This window comes from Paenibacillus sp. Mc5Re-14, from assembly GCF_001049835.1.
Taxonomy (GTDB): Bacteria; Bacillota; Bacilli; order Paenibacillales; family Paenibacillaceae; genus Paenibacillus; species Paenibacillus polymyxa_C.
The window spans coordinates 3,812,052-3,834,027 of the sequence record NZ_CVPD01000001.1; the positions used below are offsets into that span (position 1 = coordinate 3,812,052).

At 46.8% G+C, this 21,976-nt stretch carries 18 protein-coding genes and 1 other annotated feature (1 of these 19 running past the window's edge); all 18 genes read left to right on the forward strand.

The genetic code is table 11. The features are described 5' to 3' along the window. Positions 1–121: 121 nt before the first annotated feature. The 18 genes from tig (at position 122) to BN1546_RS17415 (ending at position 21,873) form a co-directional block, all read left to right on the forward strand. Entirely contained in the window at positions 122–1,435 is a 1,314-nt protein-coding gene (tig, locus tag BN1546_RS17330; protein ID WP_013372696.1) for a trigger factor, read from the forward strand. 407 nt (positions 1,436–1,842) lie between these two features. Beyond that, positions 1,843–2,433 (forward strand): ATP-dependent Clp endopeptidase proteolytic subunit ClpP, encoded by a 591-nt coding sequence (clpP, locus tag BN1546_RS17335; protein ID WP_016324659.1) that lies wholly within the window; start codon positions 1,843–1,845, stop codon positions 2,431–2,433. A 12-nt stretch (positions 2,434–2,445) separates the two neighbouring features. Then, entirely contained in the window at positions 2,446–3,702 is a 1,257-nt protein-coding gene (gene clpX, locus BN1546_RS17340; RefSeq protein WP_013372695.1) for an ATP-dependent protease ATP-binding subunit ClpX, read from the forward strand. Between the two features lie 110 nt (positions 3,703–3,812). Continuing rightward, positions 3,813–4,931 carry a flavodoxin-dependent (E)-4-hydroxy-3-methylbut-2-enyl-diphosphate synthase gene (gene ispG, locus BN1546_RS17345; RefSeq protein WP_013372694.1) on the forward strand — a complete coding sequence of 373 codons (1,119 nt, stop codon included), beginning with the start codon at positions 3,813–3,815 and terminating at the stop codon, positions 4,929–4,931. Positions 4,932–5,148: 217 nt separating this feature from the next. After that, positions 5,149–6,876 carry an ATP-dependent protease LonB gene (gene lonB, locus BN1546_RS17350; RefSeq protein WP_016324658.1) on the forward strand — a complete coding sequence of 576 codons (1,728 nt, stop codon included), beginning with the start codon at positions 5,149–5,151 and terminating at the stop codon, positions 6,874–6,876. A gap of 110 nt (positions 6,877–6,986) precedes the next feature. Continuing rightward, positions 6,987–9,323: an endopeptidase La gene (gene lon / locus BN1546_RS17355; RefSeq protein ID WP_025678468.1), complete on the forward strand. Its 2,337-nt coding sequence runs from the start codon at positions 6,987–6,989 to the stop codon at positions 9,321–9,323. 18 nt (positions 9,324–9,341) lie between these two features. Further along, positions 9,342–9,953 carry a ribosome biogenesis GTP-binding protein YihA/YsxC gene (gene yihA / locus BN1546_RS17360; RefSeq protein ID WP_058712261.1) on the forward strand — a complete coding sequence of 204 codons (612 nt, stop codon included), beginning with the start codon at positions 9,342–9,344 and terminating at the stop codon, positions 9,951–9,953. A gap of 287 nt (positions 9,954–10,240) precedes the next feature. Continuing rightward, the gene (locus tag BN1546_RS17365; protein WP_058830510.1) at positions 10,241–10,828 is read left to right on the forward strand and encodes a hypothetical protein; all 588 of its coding nucleotides are present in this window, start codon (positions 10,241–10,243) and stop codon (positions 10,826–10,828) included. A gap of 265 nt (positions 10,829–11,093) precedes the next feature. After that, positions 11,094–11,492 (forward strand): adenosylmethionine decarboxylase, encoded by a 399-nt coding sequence (speD, locus tag BN1546_RS17370; protein ID WP_025678464.1) that lies wholly within the window; start codon positions 11,094–11,096, stop codon positions 11,490–11,492. A 249-nt stretch (positions 11,493–11,741) separates the two neighbouring features. Further along, positions 11,742–13,136, forward strand: coding sequence for a glutamyl-tRNA reductase (gene hemA, locus BN1546_RS17375; protein WP_090738419.1), 1,395 nt, complete (start codon positions 11,742–11,744; stop codon positions 13,134–13,136). 16 nt (positions 13,137–13,152) lie between these two features. Then, entirely contained in the window at positions 13,153–13,980 is an 828-nt protein-coding gene (gene ccsA / locus BN1546_RS17380; protein ID WP_013372687.1) for a cytochrome c biogenesis protein CcsA, read from the forward strand. Between the two features lie 8 nt (positions 13,981–13,988). Then, on the forward strand, positions 13,989–14,636 hold the full coding sequence (locus BN1546_RS17385; RefSeq protein ID WP_090738420.1) for a precorrin-2 dehydrogenase/sirohydrochlorin ferrochelatase family protein: 648 nt from the start codon (positions 13,989–13,991) through the stop codon (positions 14,634–14,636). A 1-nt stretch (position 14,637) separates the two neighbouring features. Then, positions 14,638–15,564, forward strand: coding sequence for a hydroxymethylbilane synthase (gene hemC / locus BN1546_RS17390; protein WP_013372685.1), 927 nt, complete (start codon positions 14,638–14,640; stop codon positions 15,562–15,564). Positions 15,565–15,568: 4 nt separating this feature from the next. After that, positions 15,569–17,125 carry a uroporphyrinogen-III C-methyltransferase gene (gene cobA / locus BN1546_RS17395; protein ID WP_025678459.1) on the forward strand — a complete coding sequence of 519 codons (1,557 nt, stop codon included), beginning with the start codon at positions 15,569–15,571 and terminating at the stop codon, positions 17,123–17,125. 48 nt (positions 17,126–17,173) lie between these two features. Beyond that, positions 17,174–18,172 carry a porphobilinogen synthase gene (gene hemB, locus BN1546_RS17400; protein WP_013372683.1) on the forward strand — a complete coding sequence of 333 codons (999 nt, stop codon included), beginning with the start codon at positions 17,174–17,176 and terminating at the stop codon, positions 18,170–18,172. Positions 18,173–18,203: 31 nt separating this feature from the next. Beyond that, positions 18,204–19,508, forward strand: coding sequence for a glutamate-1-semialdehyde 2,1-aminomutase (gene hemL, locus BN1546_RS17405; protein WP_058712267.1), 1,305 nt, complete (start codon positions 18,204–18,206; stop codon positions 19,506–19,508). Further along, the gene (locus BN1546_RS17410; RefSeq protein WP_090738421.1) at positions 19,505–20,416 is read left to right on the forward strand and encodes an RluA family pseudouridine synthase; all 912 of its coding nucleotides are present in this window, start codon (positions 19,505–19,507) and stop codon (positions 20,414–20,416) included. Before hemL ends, BN1546_RS17410 begins: the two co-directional genes overlap by 4 nt. A 125-nt stretch (positions 20,417–20,541) precedes the next feature. Next, positions 20,542–21,873, forward strand: a complete 1,332-nt coding sequence (locus tag BN1546_RS17415) for a LysM peptidoglycan-binding domain-containing protein (RefSeq protein WP_090738422.1) — start codon at positions 20,542–20,544, stop codon at positions 21,871–21,873. Between the two features lie 97 nt (positions 21,874–21,970). Further along, positions 21,971–21,976, forward strand: a binding site (T-box leader) (it continues 279 nt past the right edge of the window).

Below are 21,976 nucleotides of genomic sequence, written 5' to 3' on the forward strand. Positions count from 1 at the left end.
AAAGCATTCAAGGGCTGCCCTTGAAAAAGACAGTAATGTTAGATATACTATAGTGGTTATTTTGTGTGCGTTGATTGTAATGAAAACTAAGTGAAGATTTTGTTGGAGGGGAAAGCATAAAATGAAAGCAACTTGGGAGAAAATAGAGAAGAACCTTGGGGTTCTTGAAGTTGAGGTAGACGCGGATCGTGTAGCCGCTGCACTCGACAAAGCTTTTAATAAAGTGGTTAAACAAGTAAGTGTACCAGGATTCCGTAAAGGTAAAGTACCACGTCCTATCTTTGAAAAACGTTATGGTATTGAAAGTCTGTACCAGGATGCAATTGACTTCCTGTTGCCAGAAGCATACAGCCAAGCTGTAGAGCAAACAGACATCTTCCCAGTAGATAGCCCTGATGTTGAAATTGATCAATTTGCTAAAGGTGAATCTTTCAAATTCAAAGCAAAAGTTACGGTTAAACCTGAAGTAACTTTGGGCGATTACAAAGGCGTAGAAGTGCCTGTAAGCAAAAACGAAGTAAGCGACGAAGAACTGGCTCAAGAGCTGGAGCGCCTGCAACAACGTCATGCTGAATTGGTTGTTGTTGATGAAGATGCTGCTCAATCCGGCGATACAGCTATCATTGACTTCGACGGTTCCGTAGACGGCGTACAATTCGAAGGTGGACAAGCTGAGAAGTATTCTCTGGAACTGGGTTCCAATACCTTCATCCCTGGCTTTGAAGACCAAGTGATTGGTTTGCACACTGGTGATTCCAAGGACGTTGAAGTAACGTTCCCTGAGAACTACCATTCTGCTGACCTCGCTGGTAAACAAGCTGTATTCAAAGTGAAAGTTCATGAACTGAAACGCAAAGTTCTTCCTGAATTGGACGATGAATTTGCTAAAGATGTAAGTGAATTTGACACACTTGCTGAATTCAAGGAAGACTTGAAAAAGCAATTGCTGGAGCGCAAAGAAAACGAAGCTAAAGCAGCTCGTGAGGGCGCTGTAGTGGAGAAAGTTGCTGAAAATGCAACAATCGACATTCCTGAAGCAATGGTCAAGAGTGAAGTGCAAAACATGGTTCGCGATTTCGACAACCGTCTGCGCAGCCAAGGCATGAACCTTGAAATGTTCCTCGGCTTCTCCGGTCAAAGCAAAGAAGACCTGGAAGAGCAAATGAAAGCAGATGCTGAGAAGCGCGTACGCAACAACCTCGTGCTGGAGCAAGTGGCTAAAGCAGAAAACATCGAAGTTTCCGAAGCGGAAATTAATGAAGAACTGCAAAACATGGCTGACACTTACAAACGTTCTGTAGAAGAGATCCGCAGCATTCTGGAAAGTAACGGCTCGTTCGCTAACTTGAAAGAAGAGATCTCCCTGCGCAAAACAATCGCTTTGCTGGTGGAAAACAGCAAAGAAGTTGAAGCGCCAGCTGCAGCTGCTGAGTAATTTAAACGATAAAATATACGGTGTAGGCTATAACAGGCTGCAACGTAGTAATTAGATAAGGATAAGGCACGTAGTGAAAGTTACGTGCCTTATTTTTACCTTAGACAACCCAAATTTTAGTCGTTTATGGAAAGCGCTGTGAATGGTGTTTTCTGTTTTACATAAGTCACTACCGTACATTTGCACATACATACGAAACATGGTTAAATATGAGAAGGTCTCGGCAGGGTGTCTGTAAATAGCCTGCACTTCATATATGAGCAGGCAAATATGACACGAGACTCTGAACATGTTAAAATATTTTGTAAGGTGTTCACGTTTCATGATTGCCGCTTCCGTTTTAATGGGACATAAGGAAGCGGATGAATACAGGTGTTCATTTTAATAAAGAAAAGAGGTTGGTCGTGATGAGTCTCGTCCCTATGGTTGTGGAACAAACGAATCGAGGAGAACGATCTTACGATATTTACTCGCGGTTGCTTAAGGATCGCATCATTTTCCTAAGTGGCCCGATTGATGACGATGTCGCCAATCTCGTCATTGCACAGCTATTGTTCCTTTCTGCGGAAGACCCGGAGAAGGACATTAATTTGTACATTAACTCGCCAGGCGGTTCTGTTACTGCAGGCATGGGTATATATGATACAATGCAATTCATTAAGCCGGATGTATCGACGATTTGTGTAGGTATGGCTGCTAGTATGGGTTCTTTATTGCTCACAGCTGGTGCACCAGGCAAAAGATATGCACTTACCAATAGTGAAGTTATGATCCACCAGCCGCTCGGCGGCATTCAGGGGCAAGCCTCCGACATGCTGATTCATGCGGACTGGATTATCAAAACACGTGCCAAGCTGAATCAAATCTATGTGGAGCGTACAGGTCAGCCCCTCGAAAAAATCGAACGTGATACTGACCGGGATTTCTTCATGGAAGCGGAAGAGGCAAAAGCATACGGTATCATTGACCAGGTGCTGTCTAAACCGATTAATCTGTAAAGGGGTGGCTCTATGTTTAAATTTAATGATGAAAAAGGACAATTAAAATGTTCTTTCTGCGGTAAATCTCAGGATCAGGTTCGCAAGCTTGTTGCCGGACCGGGCGTATATATATGTGATGAATGCATCGAGTTGTGCACGGAAATTGTGGAGGAAGAATTGGGTCATGAAGAAGAAGTAGATCTGAAAGACATTCCAAAACCAATGCAAATCCGTGAAATTCTGGACCAATATGTTATTGGTCAGGATCAAGCGAAAAAATCATTGTCTGTTGCGGTGTATAATCACTACAAACGTATTAATACACAAAACAAAATTGATGATGTGGAACTGCAAAAAAGTAACATTTTGATGCTTGGACCTACAGGTTCGGGTAAAACGTTGCTTGCGCAAACCATGGCTAAAATTTTGAACGTCCCATTTGCTATCGCAGATGCCACTTCCCTTACGGAAGCGGGTTATGTGGGTGAAGACGTTGAAAACATTTTGCTGAAACTGATTCAAGCTGCCGATTATGATGTAGAAAAAGCAGAACGCGGCATTATCTACATTGACGAAATTGATAAAGTAGCTCGTAAATCTGAAAACCCGTCCATTACGCGTGACGTATCGGGTGAAGGTGTACAGCAAGCATTGCTTAAGATTTTGGAAGGCACGGTTGCTTCTGTACCTCCGCAAGGCGGTCGCAAGCATCCACATCAAGAATTCATTCAAATTGATACTACGAATATCCTGTTCATTTGTGGCGGTGCCTTTGATGGTCTGGAGCAAATGATCAAACGTCGTATCGGTAAGAAGGTCATCGGCTTTAACGCGACTAGTGAACAAAAAGATCTGAAACCAGGCGAATATACCTCCATGGTATTGCCTGAGGATCTGTTGAAGTTCGGTCTGATTCCGGAATTCGTAGGACGTTTGCCAGTCATTTCGACGCTGGAGCCACTTGATGAGAAGACATTGGTTCGTATTTTGTCTGAACCGAAAAATGCGTTGACCAAGCAATACCAGAAGATGCTGGAACTGGACAATGTGCAGCTGGAGTTTAAACAAGATGCTCTGGAAGCCATTGCTCGTGAGGCGATCAAGCGTAACACGGGTGCTCGTGGCCTTCGCGCAATTATTGAAGGTATTATGCTTGACGTTATGTACGAAGTTCCTTCCCGTGATGATGTGACGACTTGCGTCATCAACGAGCAGGTAGTAAAAGACAAAATTGCACCGGAACTCGGTGGTACAGATAAGGATAAAAAACAAGAAGAGAGCGCCTAAGGATTGATACTTCGCGATCTCTACAACATGAGAAGCCAGATCTCCACTTCACGAAACCTGTATGAGGTTTTATGGGGTGGAGGTTTGGCGTTAATGGGAGAGAAAAGTATATGTTCTTAAGACAAGACACACGTCCCGTTCAAGTCGGGAATCTGACGATTGGCGGCAGCAATGAAGTCATCATCCAAAGCATGTGTACAACCAAGACGGCAGATGTGGAAGCTACAGTAGCCGAGATTCTTCGTTTGGAAGAAGCCGGATGTCAGATAGTGCGGGTTACCGTCAACAATGAGGAAGCTGCCGCAGCTATTAAAGAAATTAAGAAGCGGATTCATATTCCGCTGGTTGCAGATATTCACTTTAATCACAAGCTGGCTCTACTGGCAATTGAAAATGGGATTGACAAGGTTCGCATTAACCCAGGCAACATTGGACGACGTGAAAAAGTGGAAGCTGTCGTTAAGGCATGTAAAGAAAAGGGGATTCCGATTCGGATTGGTGTAAACGCCGGATCATTGGAACAGCATTTACTGGATAAGTATGGCTACCCTACGCCAGAAGCGATGGTAGAAAGTGCACTGTACCATATCGGGATACTGGAAGAGCTTGATTTCCATGATATTATCGTATCACTGAAGGCTTCTGACGTTCCAATGGCGATTGCCGCTTACACGAAGGCAGCTGAAATTATTAAGTATCCCCTCCATTTGGGCATCACCGAAGCCGGTACACTCTTTACTGGAACGGTTAAAAGCGCGGCAGGTATGGGAGCTCTGTTGGCAGCAGGTATCGGGTCCACCATGCGTATTTCGCTAAGTGCCGATCCGGTAGAAGAAGTGAAGGTAGCACGGGAGTTGCTCAAAACGTTTGGGTTGATCACGAACGCAGCTACATTGATTTCTTGTCCGACTTGTGGGCGTCTGGATATTGATCTGTTCTCTATTGCGAACGAGGTAGAGGATTACATTGCAAAACTCAAGGTGCCGATTAAAGTATCTGTACTAGGGTGTGCAGTTAACGGCCCGGGTGAAGCGAAGGAAGCTGATATCGGAATTGCCGGAGCACGCGGAGAAGGTCTATTGTTCCGTTATGGAAAGATGATTCGCAAAGTCCCTGAGGCTGAAATGGTTGACGAATTGAAAAAAGAAATTGATATCATCGTCAAAGCTTATGAGGAAACAGGTAAAATACCCGGACGTGAAGAGCGTCACACTGCCGAGAAAGTGTAGGCATAAGCGGTTATTTTAAAATAGGTATAATCATAAACTATTGTCATTGTTTAAACACCGTGGAGAGCAGCTCTGCTACAGAACTGTTCTTCGCGGTGTTTTTGTATTTCTCTCTGATCTTTTGAAAGACAGCCGTTTAGCTCTCGTGGAAAAGGAAATACTGTCTTTCATAGAACAGCATTTTCAAATTGCTGAGATGAGAAACGGAGGGAATACGATGGACTTGACTATGATATTGTTATTGGTGCAAATGTTTTTCGGGATTGTTATTGGTCTGTATTTCTGGAACCTTCTACGGAGCCAGAAAACGAACCGTAGTGCGGTGGATCGGGAATCTCGGAAAGAATTGGATAAGTTGCGCAAATTGCGCTCTATTTCACTTACTAAGCCGCTAGCTGAACGCACACGTCCTGCCACGTTACAGGATATCGTCGGTCAGAAGGACGGGCTACGTGCGCTCAAGGCGGCGTTATGCAGTGCGAATCCGCAGCATGTCATTATTTATGGCCCCCCTGGTGTAGGGAAAACGGCTGCCGCACGTGTGGTGCTGGAAGAGGCCAAGAAGAATCAGTCCTCCCCGTTCAAAGGGGATGCTAAATTCACGGAAATTGATGCCACAACGGCCCGTTTTGACGAGCGTGGTATTGCGGACCCGTTAATTGGTTCAGTACATGATCCAATCTACCAAGGGGCAGGAGCGATGGGTGTAGCAGGTATCCCTCAACCTAAACCCGGAGCTGTAACGAAGGCTCATGGAGGGATGCTGTTTATTGATGAGATTGGCGAGCTGCATCCAACGCAGATGAATAAGCTGTTGAAAGTGCTGGAGGACCGAAAGGTATTTTTGGAAAGTGCATATTACAATTCAGAAGATTCGCATACGCCTGCTTACATTCACGATATTTTTCAAAACGGTTTGCCAGCGGATTTCCGCTTGGTTGGTGCGACGACCCGTTCACCGCATGAGCTGCCACCTGCTATTCGATCCCGGTGCATGGAAATTTATTTCCGTGCCCTGCAGCCGCAGGAGATTGCTCGTATTGCTGAAGATGCTGTACACAAGCTAGGCTTTGGCCCTTGTCCAGAGGCAGTAGAGGTTGTACAGCGTTACGCGACCAACGGCCGGGAGGCAGTCAATATGATCCAGCTTGCTGCTGGTTTGGCACTTACCGAGAAAAGGGAACGACTCGATGCTTCGGACGTGGAATGGGTAGCGGGTAGCAGCCAAATTCAACCCCGTCCTGATCGGAAAATACCGGGCTTGCCGCAAATCGGATTCGTTAACGGATTAGCCGTATACGGTCCGAACATGGGGATGCTGCTGGAAATTGAAGTTACTGCGGTTCCGGTTCCCGAAGGAAAGGGAAGCTATAATATTACGGGTGTTGTGGATGAAGAAGAGATCGGAGGTAACTCCCGAACACTGCGTCGTAAGAGCATGGCTAAAGGCTCTGTAGAAAATGTTCTGACTGTTTTGCGTACGCTCGGTTTATCCCCCTCCAATTACGATTTGCATATCAATTTTCCTGGGGGGACACCAGTAGATGGTCCGTCGGCAGGGATTGCAATGGCAACAGCTATTGCTTCTGCAATGCGGGGAATTCCGGTGGATCATGAAATTGCCATGACTGGCGAGATTAGCATCCATGGCCGAGTCAAGCCGATTGGCGGCGTATTAGCCAAGGTCGAAGCTGCTTTTCAGGCTGGTGCCAAAAAAGTGATCATTCCACAGGACAACTGGCAAGCTCTTTTTGATAGCATTGAAGGCCTTAAAGTCATCCCTGTACAGTCGGTGACCGAAGTGTTCCGTCATGTGTTCGGAGAAGAGATGACGACGGATGCGCCTGTACATGCGCCAATTGAGACTTTTCGCCCATCCCAGTCTTCCTTGTTACAGGCGGATGGAACGCATAATGGGACGATTTCAGATACAGGATCTTGCTAATGAACTAGTCTTTCATTGGTTTTTTTATAAAACATTTGATAAAATATGAAAGATAGCAACGTGAGGATTGTAAAATCCGGAACCTGAGAATCACTGGAGGTGCGAAAGCGATGGGACCCACCAAGACAAAAGGTCGTCGTTTTCCTTTGCTGCCTTTAAGAGGACTTCTGGTTTACCCGAGCATGGTTCTGCATCTCGATGTGGGCCGGGAAAAATCGGTCAAGGCTTTGGAAAAAGCGATGGTTGAAGACAATTTGATTCTCCTGTGTTCTCAATCAGAAGTTAATATTGAAGAACCCACACAAGAGGATATTTTTCGAGTCGGCACGGTAGCCAAAGTACGCCAAATGCTCAAGCTTCCCAACGGAACCATTCGAGTATTGGTGGAAGGGCTGGAACGTGCTGAGATTATTCAATATACGGACAATGAAGAATATTACGAGGTAATGGCGAAGGAACTGCACGAGGCAGAAAATGTACAGCCTGAAACGGATGCGCTTATGCGCACTGTATTAACTCAGTTCGAGCATTATATCAATTTGTCCAAAAAGGTAACACCGGAGACTCTCGCTGCGGTATCTGATATTGAGGAGCCAGGACGCCTGGCTGATGTGATCACAAGCCATTTGACGCTCAAAATTAAGGAAAAGCAGGATATATTGGAGACGATCGACGTAACTCAGCGTCTGGAGAAGCTTCTAGATATTTTGAACAATGAGCGTGAAGTGCTGGAGTTGGAACGTAAAATCAACCAGCGTGTGAAGAAGCAGATGGAAAAGACGCAGAAGGAGTATTATCTGCGTGAACAAATGAAGGCGATTCAGAAGGAACTTGGTGAGAAGGAAGGTCGCGCAGGAGAAGTTGAAGAACTACGCAACCAGCTAAGTGAACGAGAGTTGCCGGTTCCGGTGAAGGAGAAGGTCGAAAAGGAAATTGACCGTCTGGAAAAAATGCCGGCAAGCTCTGCCGAGGGTGGTGTCATCCGCAATTACGTCGATTGGCTGTTAAGCTTGCCGTGGAACAAGTTCACCGATGATGATCTTGATATTGTCAAAGCAGAAGAAATACTCGATAACGACCATTACGGGCTGGATAAGCCCAAGGAGCGGGTGTTGGAGTATTTGGCTGTGCGCAAACTGGTGAAGACCATTAAGGGACCCATTCTGTGTCTCGTAGGTCCGCCAGGAGTCGGCAAGACCTCGCTGGCTCGCTCGATTGCCAAATCCATGGGACGGGAATTTGTCCGCATCTCTCTCGGAGGTGTGCGGGATGAAGCGGAAATCCGTGGTCACCGCCGGACTTATGTTGGCGCGATGCCGGGTCGGATTATTCAGGGAATGAAGACCGCAGGAACATCTAATCCAGTCTTTTTGCTGGATGAGATTGATAAAATGGCCTCCGACTTCCGGGGCGATCCATCGGCGGCATTGCTCGAAGTGCTCGATCCTGAACAAAACAACACGTTCAGTGACCATTTTGTTGAATTGCCGTTTGATCTGTCCAACGTGATGTTTGTAACGACAGCCAATGCTGCACATAATATCCCGCGTCCGCTGATGGATCGTATGGAGACGCTCTATATTCCCGGCTACACCGAACTGGAGAAGTTGGAAATCGCCAATCGGTATCTCCTGCCCAAGCAGAAGAGAGAGCATGGCTTGGGAGAGGAACAGTTGGTTATTGGGGAGGATACGCTGCTGCGTGTCATTCGTGAATATACCCGTGAATCTGGTGTGCGTAATCTTGAACAGCAAATGGCTTCTCTATGCCGCAAGGCGGCGAAGTCAGTTGTATCCGGTGGCGAAGGGCCGATTGAAATCACACCGGATAATTTGAAAGATTATTTGGGTATCGCCAAATTCCGTTACGGTGTAGCAGAACTGGAGGATCAGATCGGTACGGTTACAGGCTTGGCGTGGACAGAGGTCGGTGGTGAAACACTGATGATTGAAGTGACGGTCGTGCCTGGGAGCGGGAAACTGATCCTTACGGGTAAACTAGGAGACGTTATGAAAGAATCCGCGCAGGCGGCATTCAGCTACACTCGTTCCAAAGCAGTCGATCTGGGCATCGAATTGGATTTCTATGAGAAAAATGATATCCATATTCATATTCCTGAGGGAGCAATTCCGAAGGATGGTCCATCTGCCGGAATCACGATTGCTACTGCATTAATTTCGGCTTTGACCAACCGTCATGTATCCAAGGATGTAGCGATGACGGGCGAAATTACCCTGCGCGGTCGCGTATTGCCGATTGGTGGTTTGAAAGAAAAATCGCTGGCTGCCCATCGGGCAGGTTACAAAAAAATTCTGCTTCCCAAAGATAATGAACGGGATTTGAAGGATATTCCCGACAGTATCCGGCAGGATGTTGAATTTGTCCCCGTTGCCCATATGGATCAGGTGTTAAAGCATGCTTTGGTTGAGCAGGCAAGGGTACATTAGAGAGGAATTAAAGACACAATGAAAGTAACAAAAGCAGAATTTATAATAAGTGCGGTTGGTCCGGATCAGTTTCCTGTGGACGCTTTGCCAGAGATTGCTCTGGCGGGGCGCTCCAATGTTGGAAAATCATCACTGATTAATCGGATGATTAACCGTAAAAATTTGGCGCGTACCAGTTCTACGCCGGGTAAAACTCAGCAACTCAATTATTACCGGATTAATGATGAGCTCTATTTTGTCGATTTTCCCGGTTACGGTTATGCTAAGGTATCCAAAACGTCACGTAAGGCTTGGGGACAAATGATTGAGTCTTATTTGCTGGAACGTGAGCCGCTCAAGCTGGTGCTACAAATGGTAGATTTGCGCCACCCACCGTCCAAGGATGATATCATGATGTACGACTGGCTGCGCCATAACGGGCTCCCTGTCTGTGTTGTAGGTACAAAAGCAGATAAAATCCCTAAAACACGTCGAGAAAAGCACTATAAGGTAATCAAGCAGGAACTTGGAATACTTCCCGGGGGTTTGTTTATCCCCTTTTCATCCGAAGAAGGTATGGGCAAGGAAGAGTTGTGGTCGGTCATCTCCAGTTATATCGAGAATGACGACGATGAGCAGACGGAATTGTAAGGTTAGGGGCGTCCTTAAGGACGCCTTTTTTTTATGATGTTGGATTCAAAAACATTAAACTTACTAAAAAGGTAGGAATAATATATAATAAACAAAGGAAATCGTGGGATTTAAGCATAAAAGTGAGCATATGGAGGATAATACAGCTGCGATTCCGGTATTTTCCGTTTATTTTCGATGAATGGCGGATATTTATGATTTGATACGCAAGAAAGCGCAACAGGACTGATGTATAATAAAGTATAAAGCTTACACTAAAGGTTCAGGAAAGAATTGAGGAGATTGGTATGGCACAGCGGTTAGCCACAGAGTATGTAAAAACCACTTTGACCTTGTCAGAAACCCAAATGGACGAATTTTTGCAGGCAGTGGATGATCCCCAGGTGCATTACCGCATTAAAGTTCTGGATAACGGAAGACAGGAAATCGTTCTAGAGCATATTGCGGGTGAGGAAGTTCATTTATTTTTTGAAGCCAAAGAGGGAGCGTTTGTTTGTGAATTAACTTGCCGCTTAGTTCATCCACAGCTAACTCTGTTTATACGCCAACTATTTGTTCGCTTTAAGGGTGAAGGTATTGTTTACCGCATGTATCAAGGATTCACTATGGTGTATTTTTATAATGAAGGTGCGGTCCGCAAAATTATGGAAAAGAATGCGGAAGGCTCTAGGCTGGTGTTTGAATATAGAAATACAGTGCAAGAACTGCAACAGCTTTTTCAACATCAGAACGTCGAAAATGAAATAGCAGATATATACAACCTCATTAATTCGTTACTTGACGAGCGGAATTTGGCGCGTACTTTCTCTGAGCTGGAACAGATTGACGATAAGCTTCGGATGAGTTGCTCCAAATTATTTGCACTGGAAGCTTAAAAGGCTGAATATATGGAATGAATTGTTATACAGTGTAGTCCCTTTCTTTGCCGAAAGGGGCTTTTTTATTCCAAAAAAATGATTGCATTTGCTGCACATAGATGTTATTTTTAATCTCGTTGAAAATGAATATAGGAACCAGGATTCACTCAGGACATTGAATGTTGCGAGAGGTTATCCCTCGGGAAGTGAATGACGTAGGTCCTAGCGGATGAAATTTTTTTCAAACATTTTATTCCTAGGAAGGGGGAACCGAAAGATGGAATTGGAATACTCAACTTTCGGAAGACACGTTGCCGTAGATACTTGGGGTGTTGAGTTTGAATTACTGAATGATGCGCAGTTTCTGGAGGCTCAATTAGTTGAAGCTGCTGAAGCTTGCGGAGCAACGGTGATGTCCGTTCAATCCAAGCAATTCGAACCACAGGGAGCTACCGTGCTTGTACTGTTGTCGGAGAGTCATCTCTCTATTCATACGTATCCTGAGAGAGGGTTTGCCGCTATTGATTGCTATACTTGCGGTGAGACTGTTGATCCGCAGCTGGCTATTGATTACCTGGTATCCGTTCTAAAACCGAAAAAAACATATGCGAAGAAGCTAATTCGCGGCTTGGGAGAACTTCAGGTGGAATCACCGAAGTGCAAGTTGGCTGAGTTGGTATAAATCTTTTTTTATGGAGCCTTTTGTGCGTCCTATATTATAACCATGGAACAATTCCATGGTTATTTGTTTTAAAAGTAGTTCAAACTAAACTAAATCATACAGAACGTGCTGGATGTTTATGAAAGCTATCCAATTTTCATAAACAATTCATAAAACAGCCGAAGGGGATTCGGACTTCTGTGATATAATTAACATAGTTTATGATAACAATGAGTATTCTTATTACAGTTTAGGCAGGTGAATTTTACAATGCACATCGTCGTTGTTGGGTTGAATTATCGTACGGCGCCTGTGGAAGTCAGAGAACGGTTTACATTTGCAGAACAGGATTTGCCAAAAGCGCTGGAGCAACTCAAACTTACCAAAAGTGTGTTGGAGGGCGTAGTTGTCGCAACCTGCAATCGGACTGAAATATATGTTGTGGTCGACCGCCTTCACATGTGCGGTTATTTTATACGCAGTTTTATGGAGCAATGGTTTGGTATTCCTCGTGATCAGTTTACACAACATTTATATATATATGAAGACGAGCAGGCAATTCGGCATTTGTTCCGTGTGACTTGTGGTCTGGATTCCATGGTCATCGGAGAAACACAAATTTTGGGTCAGGTAAAGAATGCTTTTCTCCAGGCTCAATCTCAGAAAATTACAGCAACGTGGTTTAATATGCTATTTAAGCAGGCCGTCACATTGGGCAAGCGTGCCCATTCGGAGACGTCTATTGGAGAAAGTGCCGTATCTGTTAGCTATGCAGCCGTTGAGCTGGGCAAACGGATTTTCGGGATGTTTACGGATAAAAAGGTATTAATCCTCGGTGCTGGTAAAATGAGTGAGCTTACCGTTAAGCATTTGTACAGCGGCGGAGCTGCCGAGGTTATTGTAGCAAATCGAACTTTGTCCCGCGCCGAGGATCTGGCCTCCAAGTTTAATGGAACACCAGTTACGATGGAGGAAGGCATGAATCGGTTGTCGGATGTGGATATTGTGATTAGCTCGACTGGTGCTCAGGGGTATATTCTGGATCGCAACCGTGTCGAAGCCAGTATGAAACGTCGTCAGTCTCGTCCTTTGTTTATGATTGATATCGCGGTTCCGCGCGATTTGGATCCGGCTATTGGCGAATTGCAGAATGTTTTCCTATATGATATTGATGATCTGGAAGGGATCGTGGAGAGCAACCTGGAAATGCGTCGTACTGAAGCTGCAAAAATCGAGCATATGATCGAAGATGAGCTTAGCGAGTTTTATCAATGGTTGAAAACGATGGGAGTGCGTCCGGTGATTCGTGCATTACAGGAAAAAGCGGAGTCTATACATCAGGATACGCTGGAAAGCTTGTATAACAAGCTTCCCGAGCTGGATGAACGGCAGCGTAAAGTGATAAGCCGCTTGACGAAAAGTATGCTGAATCAGATGATGCATGATCCGATCAATCGGGTTAAGGAACTGGCTGTCCAAAAGCAGGGAAATGAGGCGCTAGACATGTTTAGCCACATTTTTGCTCTGGAGGATCGTTTGGAGGACGCTGCTCAGAAAGTAGATAAAAGCGATGCATCTGCGTTGATAAAACCGGAGACTGGTGTTCATGGAAAAACCGGTCAGGCTCAGGCTTTGCCAGCGTCGTTTGCGCCGGCCAGCCTGTAAAGGTGGGTGAACAGACATGGCCTCAGGCATGCTTATATATGATTCAATGATTTATGTTTTTGCCCTGAGCCTTCTGTTTGTATTTTCGGATGGAATTCGTCGCAATGCGAATGCTAAACGGACAGGTACAGGGCTTCTTCTTGTCGTTGTAGTGCTCCAACTTGTTTTTATGGGAATGAGAACCTGGAATGAAGGGCATCTTCCCATTTTCGTGACCTACGACTTTCTGTTTCTGTTCTCATTTATTCTGGTGCTGATTTCTTTGTTTCTGTCACGTTATCAGCGATCGGAATTTGCGGTATTGCTGCTTAATATCATTAGCTTTGCTGTTCTTGTGCTCAACAATATCTGGATGGAGCCGATCGACAACCCGCTTGGAAATTGGCATACCGTACATGGGCTGCTTCTGATTCATATTGCGCTGGCTAATCTTGGATTTGTCGCAATGACGGTAGCAGCTGTATTTTCGGGATTGTATCTGTTTTTGCATCGTAAATTGAAAGTAAAGAAATGGAATGACACGATCAAGCGCCTGCCGAGTCTGGAAATGATGGATCGGTATACACATATGGCGCTATTAATTGGTACTCCTCTGCTGGGAGTTTCTATTGTCGTGGCTGTCATTTCTATTATTGCCGAGGAACGTTGGCGTCTTTTACTAGATACCAAAGTGCTGATGACAGCGATTGCCTTATGCGTGTATATTGTATTTTTAGTGAGCAAAAGATTGAACCAGCGTTCAGGCCTTGTCATGGCAAAGTGGTCTTTGGTTGGCTACACGCTACTAATTCTTAATTTTTTGCTGAATTCCTGGTCTGTATTTCATCAGTGGACGGGAGAGTGAAAAGCCACTTGCAGCATTTTGTCCCGATTTCGTTGAATTGTAACAATAAGCTCTGTTGTGTTGTAGGCGGCGGCAGGATTGCGGAACGAAAGGTTAAGGGGATGATGGAAAGTGGGGCGTCCATTACCGTCATTAGCCCGAATATAACGCCGGATTTACAGGTTCTGGCCGATCACAAGCAGCTCCACTGGGTAAATCGCGTATATCGCGAGGGTGACCTCCAGGGAGCCTTTCTTGTATATGCCGCTACGAACCAGAGAGAAGTGAATAATAAGGTTGCGCATGAGGCCAGACAAAGGGGTATACTGGTAAATGTGGCGGATCGCTCGGAAGAGGGAGATTTTATAACGCCGGGTATCATCCGACGAGGGAGACTGACGATTAGTATTTCCACAGAAGGGGCAGGCCCCGCTGTGACCGCTAATATTACATCAGCCTTGGATACGTTGTTCGGTAGCGAATATGAGCCTTATCTGGATTTCATGCACGATATGCGGCAGATCATCAAACGCAAGATAAGTTCCCCACAGCAAAGGACCAAACTATTAAGACGCTTGGCGAGTAGCGGAATTTTGGAACAAATACGACGTCATGAATTTATGGCTTGGACCGAAAAAGAAATAGATTTATGGATTGCGCAAAATCAGGAGGAATAACATGCGAACAATTGTGGTAGGCAGCAGACAGAGCGCTCTGGCGTTAACTCAGACCGGGCATGTCATTGAGGATTTGAATGCGCTGTGCGCGGAGCATGGATTGGATTTGCAATTTGTCATCAAAAAAATCCTGACCAAGGGTGATCGGATATTGGATGTAACCTTGTCCAAAGTGGGTGGCAAAGGGCTTTTTGTCAAAGAGATTGAACAGGCCATGCTGGCTGGTGAAATTGATATGGCAGTACATAGTATGAAGGATATGCCGTCCGAATTGCCGGAGGGTCTTGTCAATGGCGCTGTACCGCGCCGTGAGGACCCACGCGATTGCCTAATCACATTGGGCGCCAAGAGTCTGGAGGATTTGCCTTCAGGAGCCAAGGTGGGCACAAGCAGCTTGCGCAGAGCCAGTCAAATCAAGTCCATGCGTCCTGATCTACAATTGGAGCCAGTACGTGGCAATATTGATTCCCGTCTGAAAAAGCTGGAGACGGAAGGTTTTGACGCCATCATTTTGGCAGCAGCAGGCTTGCACCGGATGGGCTGGAAAGACCGAATCACGTCCTATATACCAGAGGAGGCATGTTTGCCGGCAGTGGGACAGGGAGCGCTCGGTATTGAATGCCGTGCGAGCGATGAAGAGCTGTTGGCATTGCTGCGTCTCTACAACCACCAGGATACCTCGGCTACGGTTGAGGCAGAACGAACTTTTCTGGGTGTGTTAAATGGGGGATGCCAAGTGCCAATCGGCGCTCATGCAGTCTGGGCTGGTCAAGAAATCAGTCTCACAGGGATGGTAGGCTCGCCAGATGGCGAGGTTATTTTGAAGGAAACGCTCCAGGGAAATGATCCGCAGAAGCTGGGAGAAGCGGTGGCGGCCAGTTTGATAGCCAAAGGAGCGGAACAGATTCTGGCGCAGGTGAGGGGATAATGGAATGGTGGGAAAGGTATATTTAGTAGGTGCAGGACCCGGAGATGCAAGATTAATTACGGTTAAGGGTTGGGAGTGCATTCAACTGGGCGATGTCATTGTGTATGACAGACTGGCAAGCCCTCGCCTCTTGGGGCTGATGAAGCCAGGGGCCCAAAAAATATATGTCGGCAAGCTGCCAGATCGTCACACCATGAAGCAAGAAGAAATTAATCAGCTGCTGGTGGATTTAGCTTTGGAAGGAAAGACAGTCGTCCGGCTCAAAGGGGGAGACCCCACCATTTTTGGTCGAGTCGGCGAGGAAGCCGGGCTGCTGCGTAAACACGGCATTTCCTATGAAATCATACCTGGCATCACATCAGCTATCAGCGTGCCTGCCTATGCAGGCATTCCCGTTACACATCGGGATATGGCTTCGTCGCTGTCTATTATTACAGGTCATGAAAGTCCGGATAAACTCGATAAAAGTATTCATTGGGATAAAGTAACGAACGCAACGGGGACACTGATCTTTATGATGGGTGTAGCGAAGATCGGCTATATCAGTGATCAGCTGATAAAGCACGGTAAGCCGTCCGATACTCCAGTTGCATTGATCCGTTGGGGGACCCGCGCCGAGCAAGATACGCTAGTGGGTACGCTGGCGGATATTGAAGCCAAGGTGAAGGCAGCGAATTTCCAACCGCCCGCCGTCATCGTTGTCGGAGAAGTGGTCAATCAGCGTGAACAGTTAAAATGGGCAGAGGATATGCCTTTGTTCGGGAAGCGAATTTTGGTTACTCGCGCACGCGCGCAGGCCAGCAGTCTGGTTCACCGGATTGAGGAGCTTGGAGGCGAACCTTATGAGTTCCCAGTTATCCAGACCGTCGTCCCTTCGGACGAGCAGGCAAAACAGAAAATCAAAGAGGCGTTTGCGCGGCTTCCTGAATATGACTGGGTGTTTTTTACCAGCGTTAACGGAGTGGAGTACTTTTTCACTCACTTAAAGGAACAGGGCAAGGATGTACGTGCGCTATACAAAGCTCGTATTGCCGCGGTCGGACCAGCTACAGCAGACGCGCTTCGGGCGCACGGGATTGTAGCAGAACAGATCGAAGGTCCTTTTCAGGCAGAGGGTTTACTTGAAGCGTTTGAGCAAGATTTGCAAGCAGGGCAAAACGTATTTCTTCCAAGAGGTGATCTCGCTCGCTCCTGGCTGCCAGATCAGCTGAGGGAAATGGGACTTCGTGTGACCGAGGCAGATTTGTATCAAACGGTGTTGGCGGCCAACACACAGGATGATGAACTGCTCAAGTTGCTGGAGGAGCGTGCCATTCATGCGATTACTTTTACCAGTTCCTCAACCGTAACCTTTTTCCTGGAAGCCCTCAGACAAATGGGGATCAGTGATCCAGTCTCCCTGCTGGAGGGAGTTACGATCGCTGTGATCGGTCCCTTGACTGGTGAGACAGCAACCCAAGCTGGCTTGACTGTCAGTTTGATGTCAGAGAAGGCGACCATTGAAAGTCTAATTCAATCGCTATGTGACTGGAAACAATCAAGTACGGTTATGACATTATAAATTTTAATTTTTACAAATGAATGTATAAAAAAATGGAGGTTTGTAACTATGAGTGTCCCTTTTACTAGACATCGTCGTTTGCGCCAGTCGGCTGCCATTCGCAGCATGGTGCGTGAAACGGTATTGAATCCGGCAGACTTTATCCAACCGATCTACGTAACATTTGGTACTGGAGTGAAACAGGAGATTAGCTCCATGCCAGGCGTATACCGTTTTTCTTTGGATCGGCTGGAAGAAGAGCTGAAAGAAATTAGTGAGCTTGGCATTCCTGCTGTGCTCCTGTTTGGCATACCAGAAACCAAAGACAGTGTAGGGACTTCAGCTTTTGTGGACAACGGTATTGTTCAGGAAGCTACTCGTTTGATCAAGTCACGTTATCCCGAACTGCTGGTCGTGGCAGACACTTGCTTGTGTGAGTTTACGGACCATGGACACTGCGGTATGGTGCACATGCATGAGCATGATGGTGAGGTATGCGGTGAAGTATTGAATGATGAATCTCTGGAGGTGCTGGTACGTACAGCCGTTTCTCAGGCGAGAGCCGGTGCAGATATTATCGCTCCTTCTAATATGATGGACGGTTTTGTACAGGCGATTCGGCAAGGACTAGATCTGGAAGGTTTTTCACATATTCCGATTATGTCGTATTCCGTTAAATATGCGTCTGCCTTTTATGGTCCTTTTCGGGAAGCTGCTGATTCTGCGCCGCAGTTCGGTGACCGCAAATCCTATCAGATGGACCCTGCCAATGCACGTGAGGCGTTGCGGGAAGCGGAGTCTGACGTGATGGAGGGTGCGGACATGCTGATGGTGAAGCCTTCTCTTTCTTATCTGGATGTAATGCGCACCATTAAAGACCAATTTGATTTGCCTATGGTGGCTTACAACGTCAGTGGTGAATATGCAATGGTCAAAGCGGCAGCCCTCCAAGGCTGGATTGATGAAAAAGCGATGGTACTGGAGATTCTGACAAGCATGAAGCGTGCCGGTGCGGATATGATTATTACCTATTCTGCCAAGGATGCGGCAAGATGGTTGAAGCAATAAGTGTATTTTTTAGAAGACAGGAGTGATTAGAATGATCGACGAACAACGAACAGTACGCAAGGATACGCGTTCCAAAGCAGCTTTTGATGAGGCAAAACAGTATATTCCGGGTGGCGTGAACAGTCCGGTTCGAGCTTTTAAATCCGTAGGTATAACACCGGTATATATCGATCGTGGAGAAGGATCGCGTGTATATGATATCGACGGTCAATCCTATCTAGACTATGTATGTTCATGGGGACCGCTTATTATGGGCCATGCGCATCCCGAAGTGGTTAAAGCTTTACAGGCTGCTGTTGTAAAAGGAACCAGCTTCGGAGCCCCAACGTTGGCGGAAACGGAAATGGCGAAGCTCGTATGTGAGCGTGTTCCTTCTATGGACATTGTTCGCATGGTCAACTCGGGAACCGAGGCGACGATGAGTGCGATACGACTCGCGCGTGGATTTACAAAACGTAGCAAAATTCTTAAATTTGAAGGCTCTTATCACGGTCATGCGGACAGCTTGCTGATTAAAGCGGGCTCTGGTGTTGCGACCTTAGGTCTACCTGATAGTCCGGGTGTACCTGAAGTCGTGGCCACACATACAATCACCGTCCCTTATAATGATTTGGCATCGGTGAAGCTGGCTTTTGAGAAATTTGGTGAAGAGATTGCTGCTATTATTGTCGAGCCGGTAGCTGGCAATATGGGTGTTGTACCACCACAGCCTGGATTTTTGGAAGGTTTGCGTGAGGTAACCCAGCAGCACGGAAGTCTACTAATTTTTGATGAAGTGATGACTGGATTCCGGGTGGGACTTCATTCCGCTCAAGGGCGCTTTGGTGTGACGCCGGATCTTACGTGTCTAGGCAAAGTGATTGGTGGTGGCTTACCTGTAGGTGCATATGGCGGTCGTCGCGACATTCTAGAGCAAATCGCGCCATCTGGCCCCATCTATCAAGCGGGTACGCTTAGCGGAAATCCGCTGGCTATGGCAGCAGGTTATTCGACGCTTAAATTGCTGACACCAGAAGTATATGATCGCTTGGAAGAGCGGGCAGCACGACTTCAGGCCGGATTCGAACGTAACGCGCGAGAGCTGGGGATTCCTGTCACGATCAACCGTGTAGGTTCTATGGTGTGTCCGTTCTTCACAGACGAGAAGGTTGTCAATTTTGACACTGCTAAAACGAGTAATCAGGACCACTTCCGCCGTTACTTTACTGAAATGGTGAATGAGGGCGTTAGTGTAGCTCCATCTCAATTTGAGGGCATGTTCGTATCAGGTGTGCATACAGTTGAGGATATTGATGCTACCATTGAAGCGAACTATCGCGCGCTCAAACGTCTATGAGTTGGAAAGGCACCTGGAAAAGAAGAGGACCGTGGCTGGAAGTCACACCGGGGCGAGAAATTGCAACTGATGAAAATCGCGCTGAAGCTGTGGACCGCTGGTTGTTGAACCGTCTGGGATTACCAGACAAGCTGTGGCGCAGGCTACGGCATGAAAAAGGGATTGAACTTACAGGGGACCGGCTGCGGCTGGCCCTTTTTCCTGTAGTGGACCTCGGCGTCATCCCACGTTGGTATGATTTGAAGATACTATACGAGGATGATTTTTGCTTGGTCGTACACAAACCAGCGGGTATGGCGGTCCATCCAGACGGTGGTATAAAGGATGGTCCGCTGACGTTGGATCATGCTGTCGCATCCTATTATGAAATTAACGACATTCATACAGCAGTACGGCATGTACATCGTCTGGATGTGGACACGACAGGCCCGGTGCTATATGCCAAAAATGAATTTGCGTTGCTCAAGCTGGACGAACAAATGCGAGCTAAGGACATCGGTCGTCGTTATGTAGCTTTGGTACGAGGGAAAGTACCTCCATCGCTGCGGACGTTGGATTGGCCAATTGGCAAGGATAGGCATCATAAACAGCGCCGCCGTGTATCCCCAACCGGGCAGAAGGCGGTTACCCATGTGGAAGTTGGTGAAGTATGGGGGAGTGGTCCGAGTGCGGTCAGTCTCGTGTATCTGACGCTGGAGACAGGCCGGACGCACCAGATACGCGTACATCTTAGTCATGCTGGCTATCCTTTGCTTGGGGACGTATTATACGGCGGTCGTGCTGTTGATTTTGGTAGGCAGGCCCTTCACGGAGAGCGCCTTACCTTCTGTCATCCGCTGAGCGGCGAAACGATAACCGTGGAGGATGCTTGGCCGGATGATTTTCAAAAGCTGCACAAACAGCTATAAAAGATGGCATGCCTTCTATTTTGGCGCATATACTTGAACCTAGAAACGGTTTGCAATATGGAGTTTCCGTGCGCCTGACACGAGTCAGAGGATGTGCGGAGGCTGCCCAAAGGAGGATGCCATCCTTGAATAAACAACAGAATGATCAGCCGCAAGGCTTGCGTTTTGATATTTATGAACGCATTCATTTGACGGAGGAAGCTGCCGGGATTGCCGAGTTGGAGGAAATTGAGCTTCTGCCACGCATTCAGGTTGTAACCCACGGCGACCATGCCGCTTTGCGAGGGCATTTGCTGCTGGAGGGCGTGTACCGCACACCTGAACAGATCACGAGCGAGCTTCATCATTTGATCCCTGTGGAAATTACCATTCCGCTAAATCGGGTAGGAAGATTGGAAGATATCTCCGTGGAGATTGAAAATTTTGATGTGGACCTGCTCTCTTTACGCAGTCTAAACATTACAGGGGTTCTTTCTTTGCATGGGGTGGAAAGCTCTCATGCAGAGGAGACAGCGGTTTGGCTGGATGAGGAGTTTACTGTAGTGCATGCGCCTGAGCATCCAGCTTCATCTCTTTCTGGCGATGGAGAGCATCGTCACGAAGAGGCCTATTCTACCCAAGACTCGGCATTCAACAACTATACAGACTCGGAAACTTCATACACAGTAGCAGCGCAACAGGAGTCAGCTTACTGGGAACAGTCGTCAGAGGATCAACTTGAACAGAAGTCATCATTGGAGCAGCAGACTTATGACCCGATAGTAGATCCGAATCGATATTATGAGCCATGGACGGGAAAAGCAATTGAAGACAGTTCTTCCGAAGTGAAGCATGAGCAGGAGTCACCGGAAGTGTGGGGAATTCAGCAAGAGGCAGTAGGGACGGTAGGAGATGAGCCTAAAGTATCTTCTACATCTCCCAATGTAACATACGACTCTTTGCTGTCGGAGCCGCATTCTGACACAGAGTCGGAGATTTATTTGGAGCCGCAGTTGGAAGCAAGTCAGGGGAATGATTTTGACTTCAGGCCTGAGGCGTCAGAACAGGTAAACCATGAAGTTCATGATACCTTTACTGAGGAAAAGCCAGAGATGCGCGTGGCTTTTAACAGTAAAAAGGATGAAGGAGCAGACGAGCCGGACCCGGTTGTCTACTCATCATTGCTTCAATCCAGCCGTTCGGTAAAAGAAGCGGAACACCAGCAGCAACTGGAACATGAACCGCAAGGTCAGGATCAGAAAGTCGACGAAGAGCGTGAGGATGCCAAGTGGAAAAATCTTTTTTTCCATACACAGGATGAAACGCCTTTCCGCAAGGTAAGGTTATGCATTGTACAGCGCGAGGATACACTGGAAACGATAGCAGACCGTTATCAACTCAGCACACGGGAGCTTCAATTGTATAACAGATTGGCAGAGCATCATGTAGAAGAAGGGCAAGTATTGTACATCCCTTGATTCGGTTGCTGAAACATGCGACGAAGTGCTGACTATAGTCAATGAGAAATGGGTGTTGACTATAGTCAATGGGAAATGTATGATGTGGTATAGTTATTGAAAG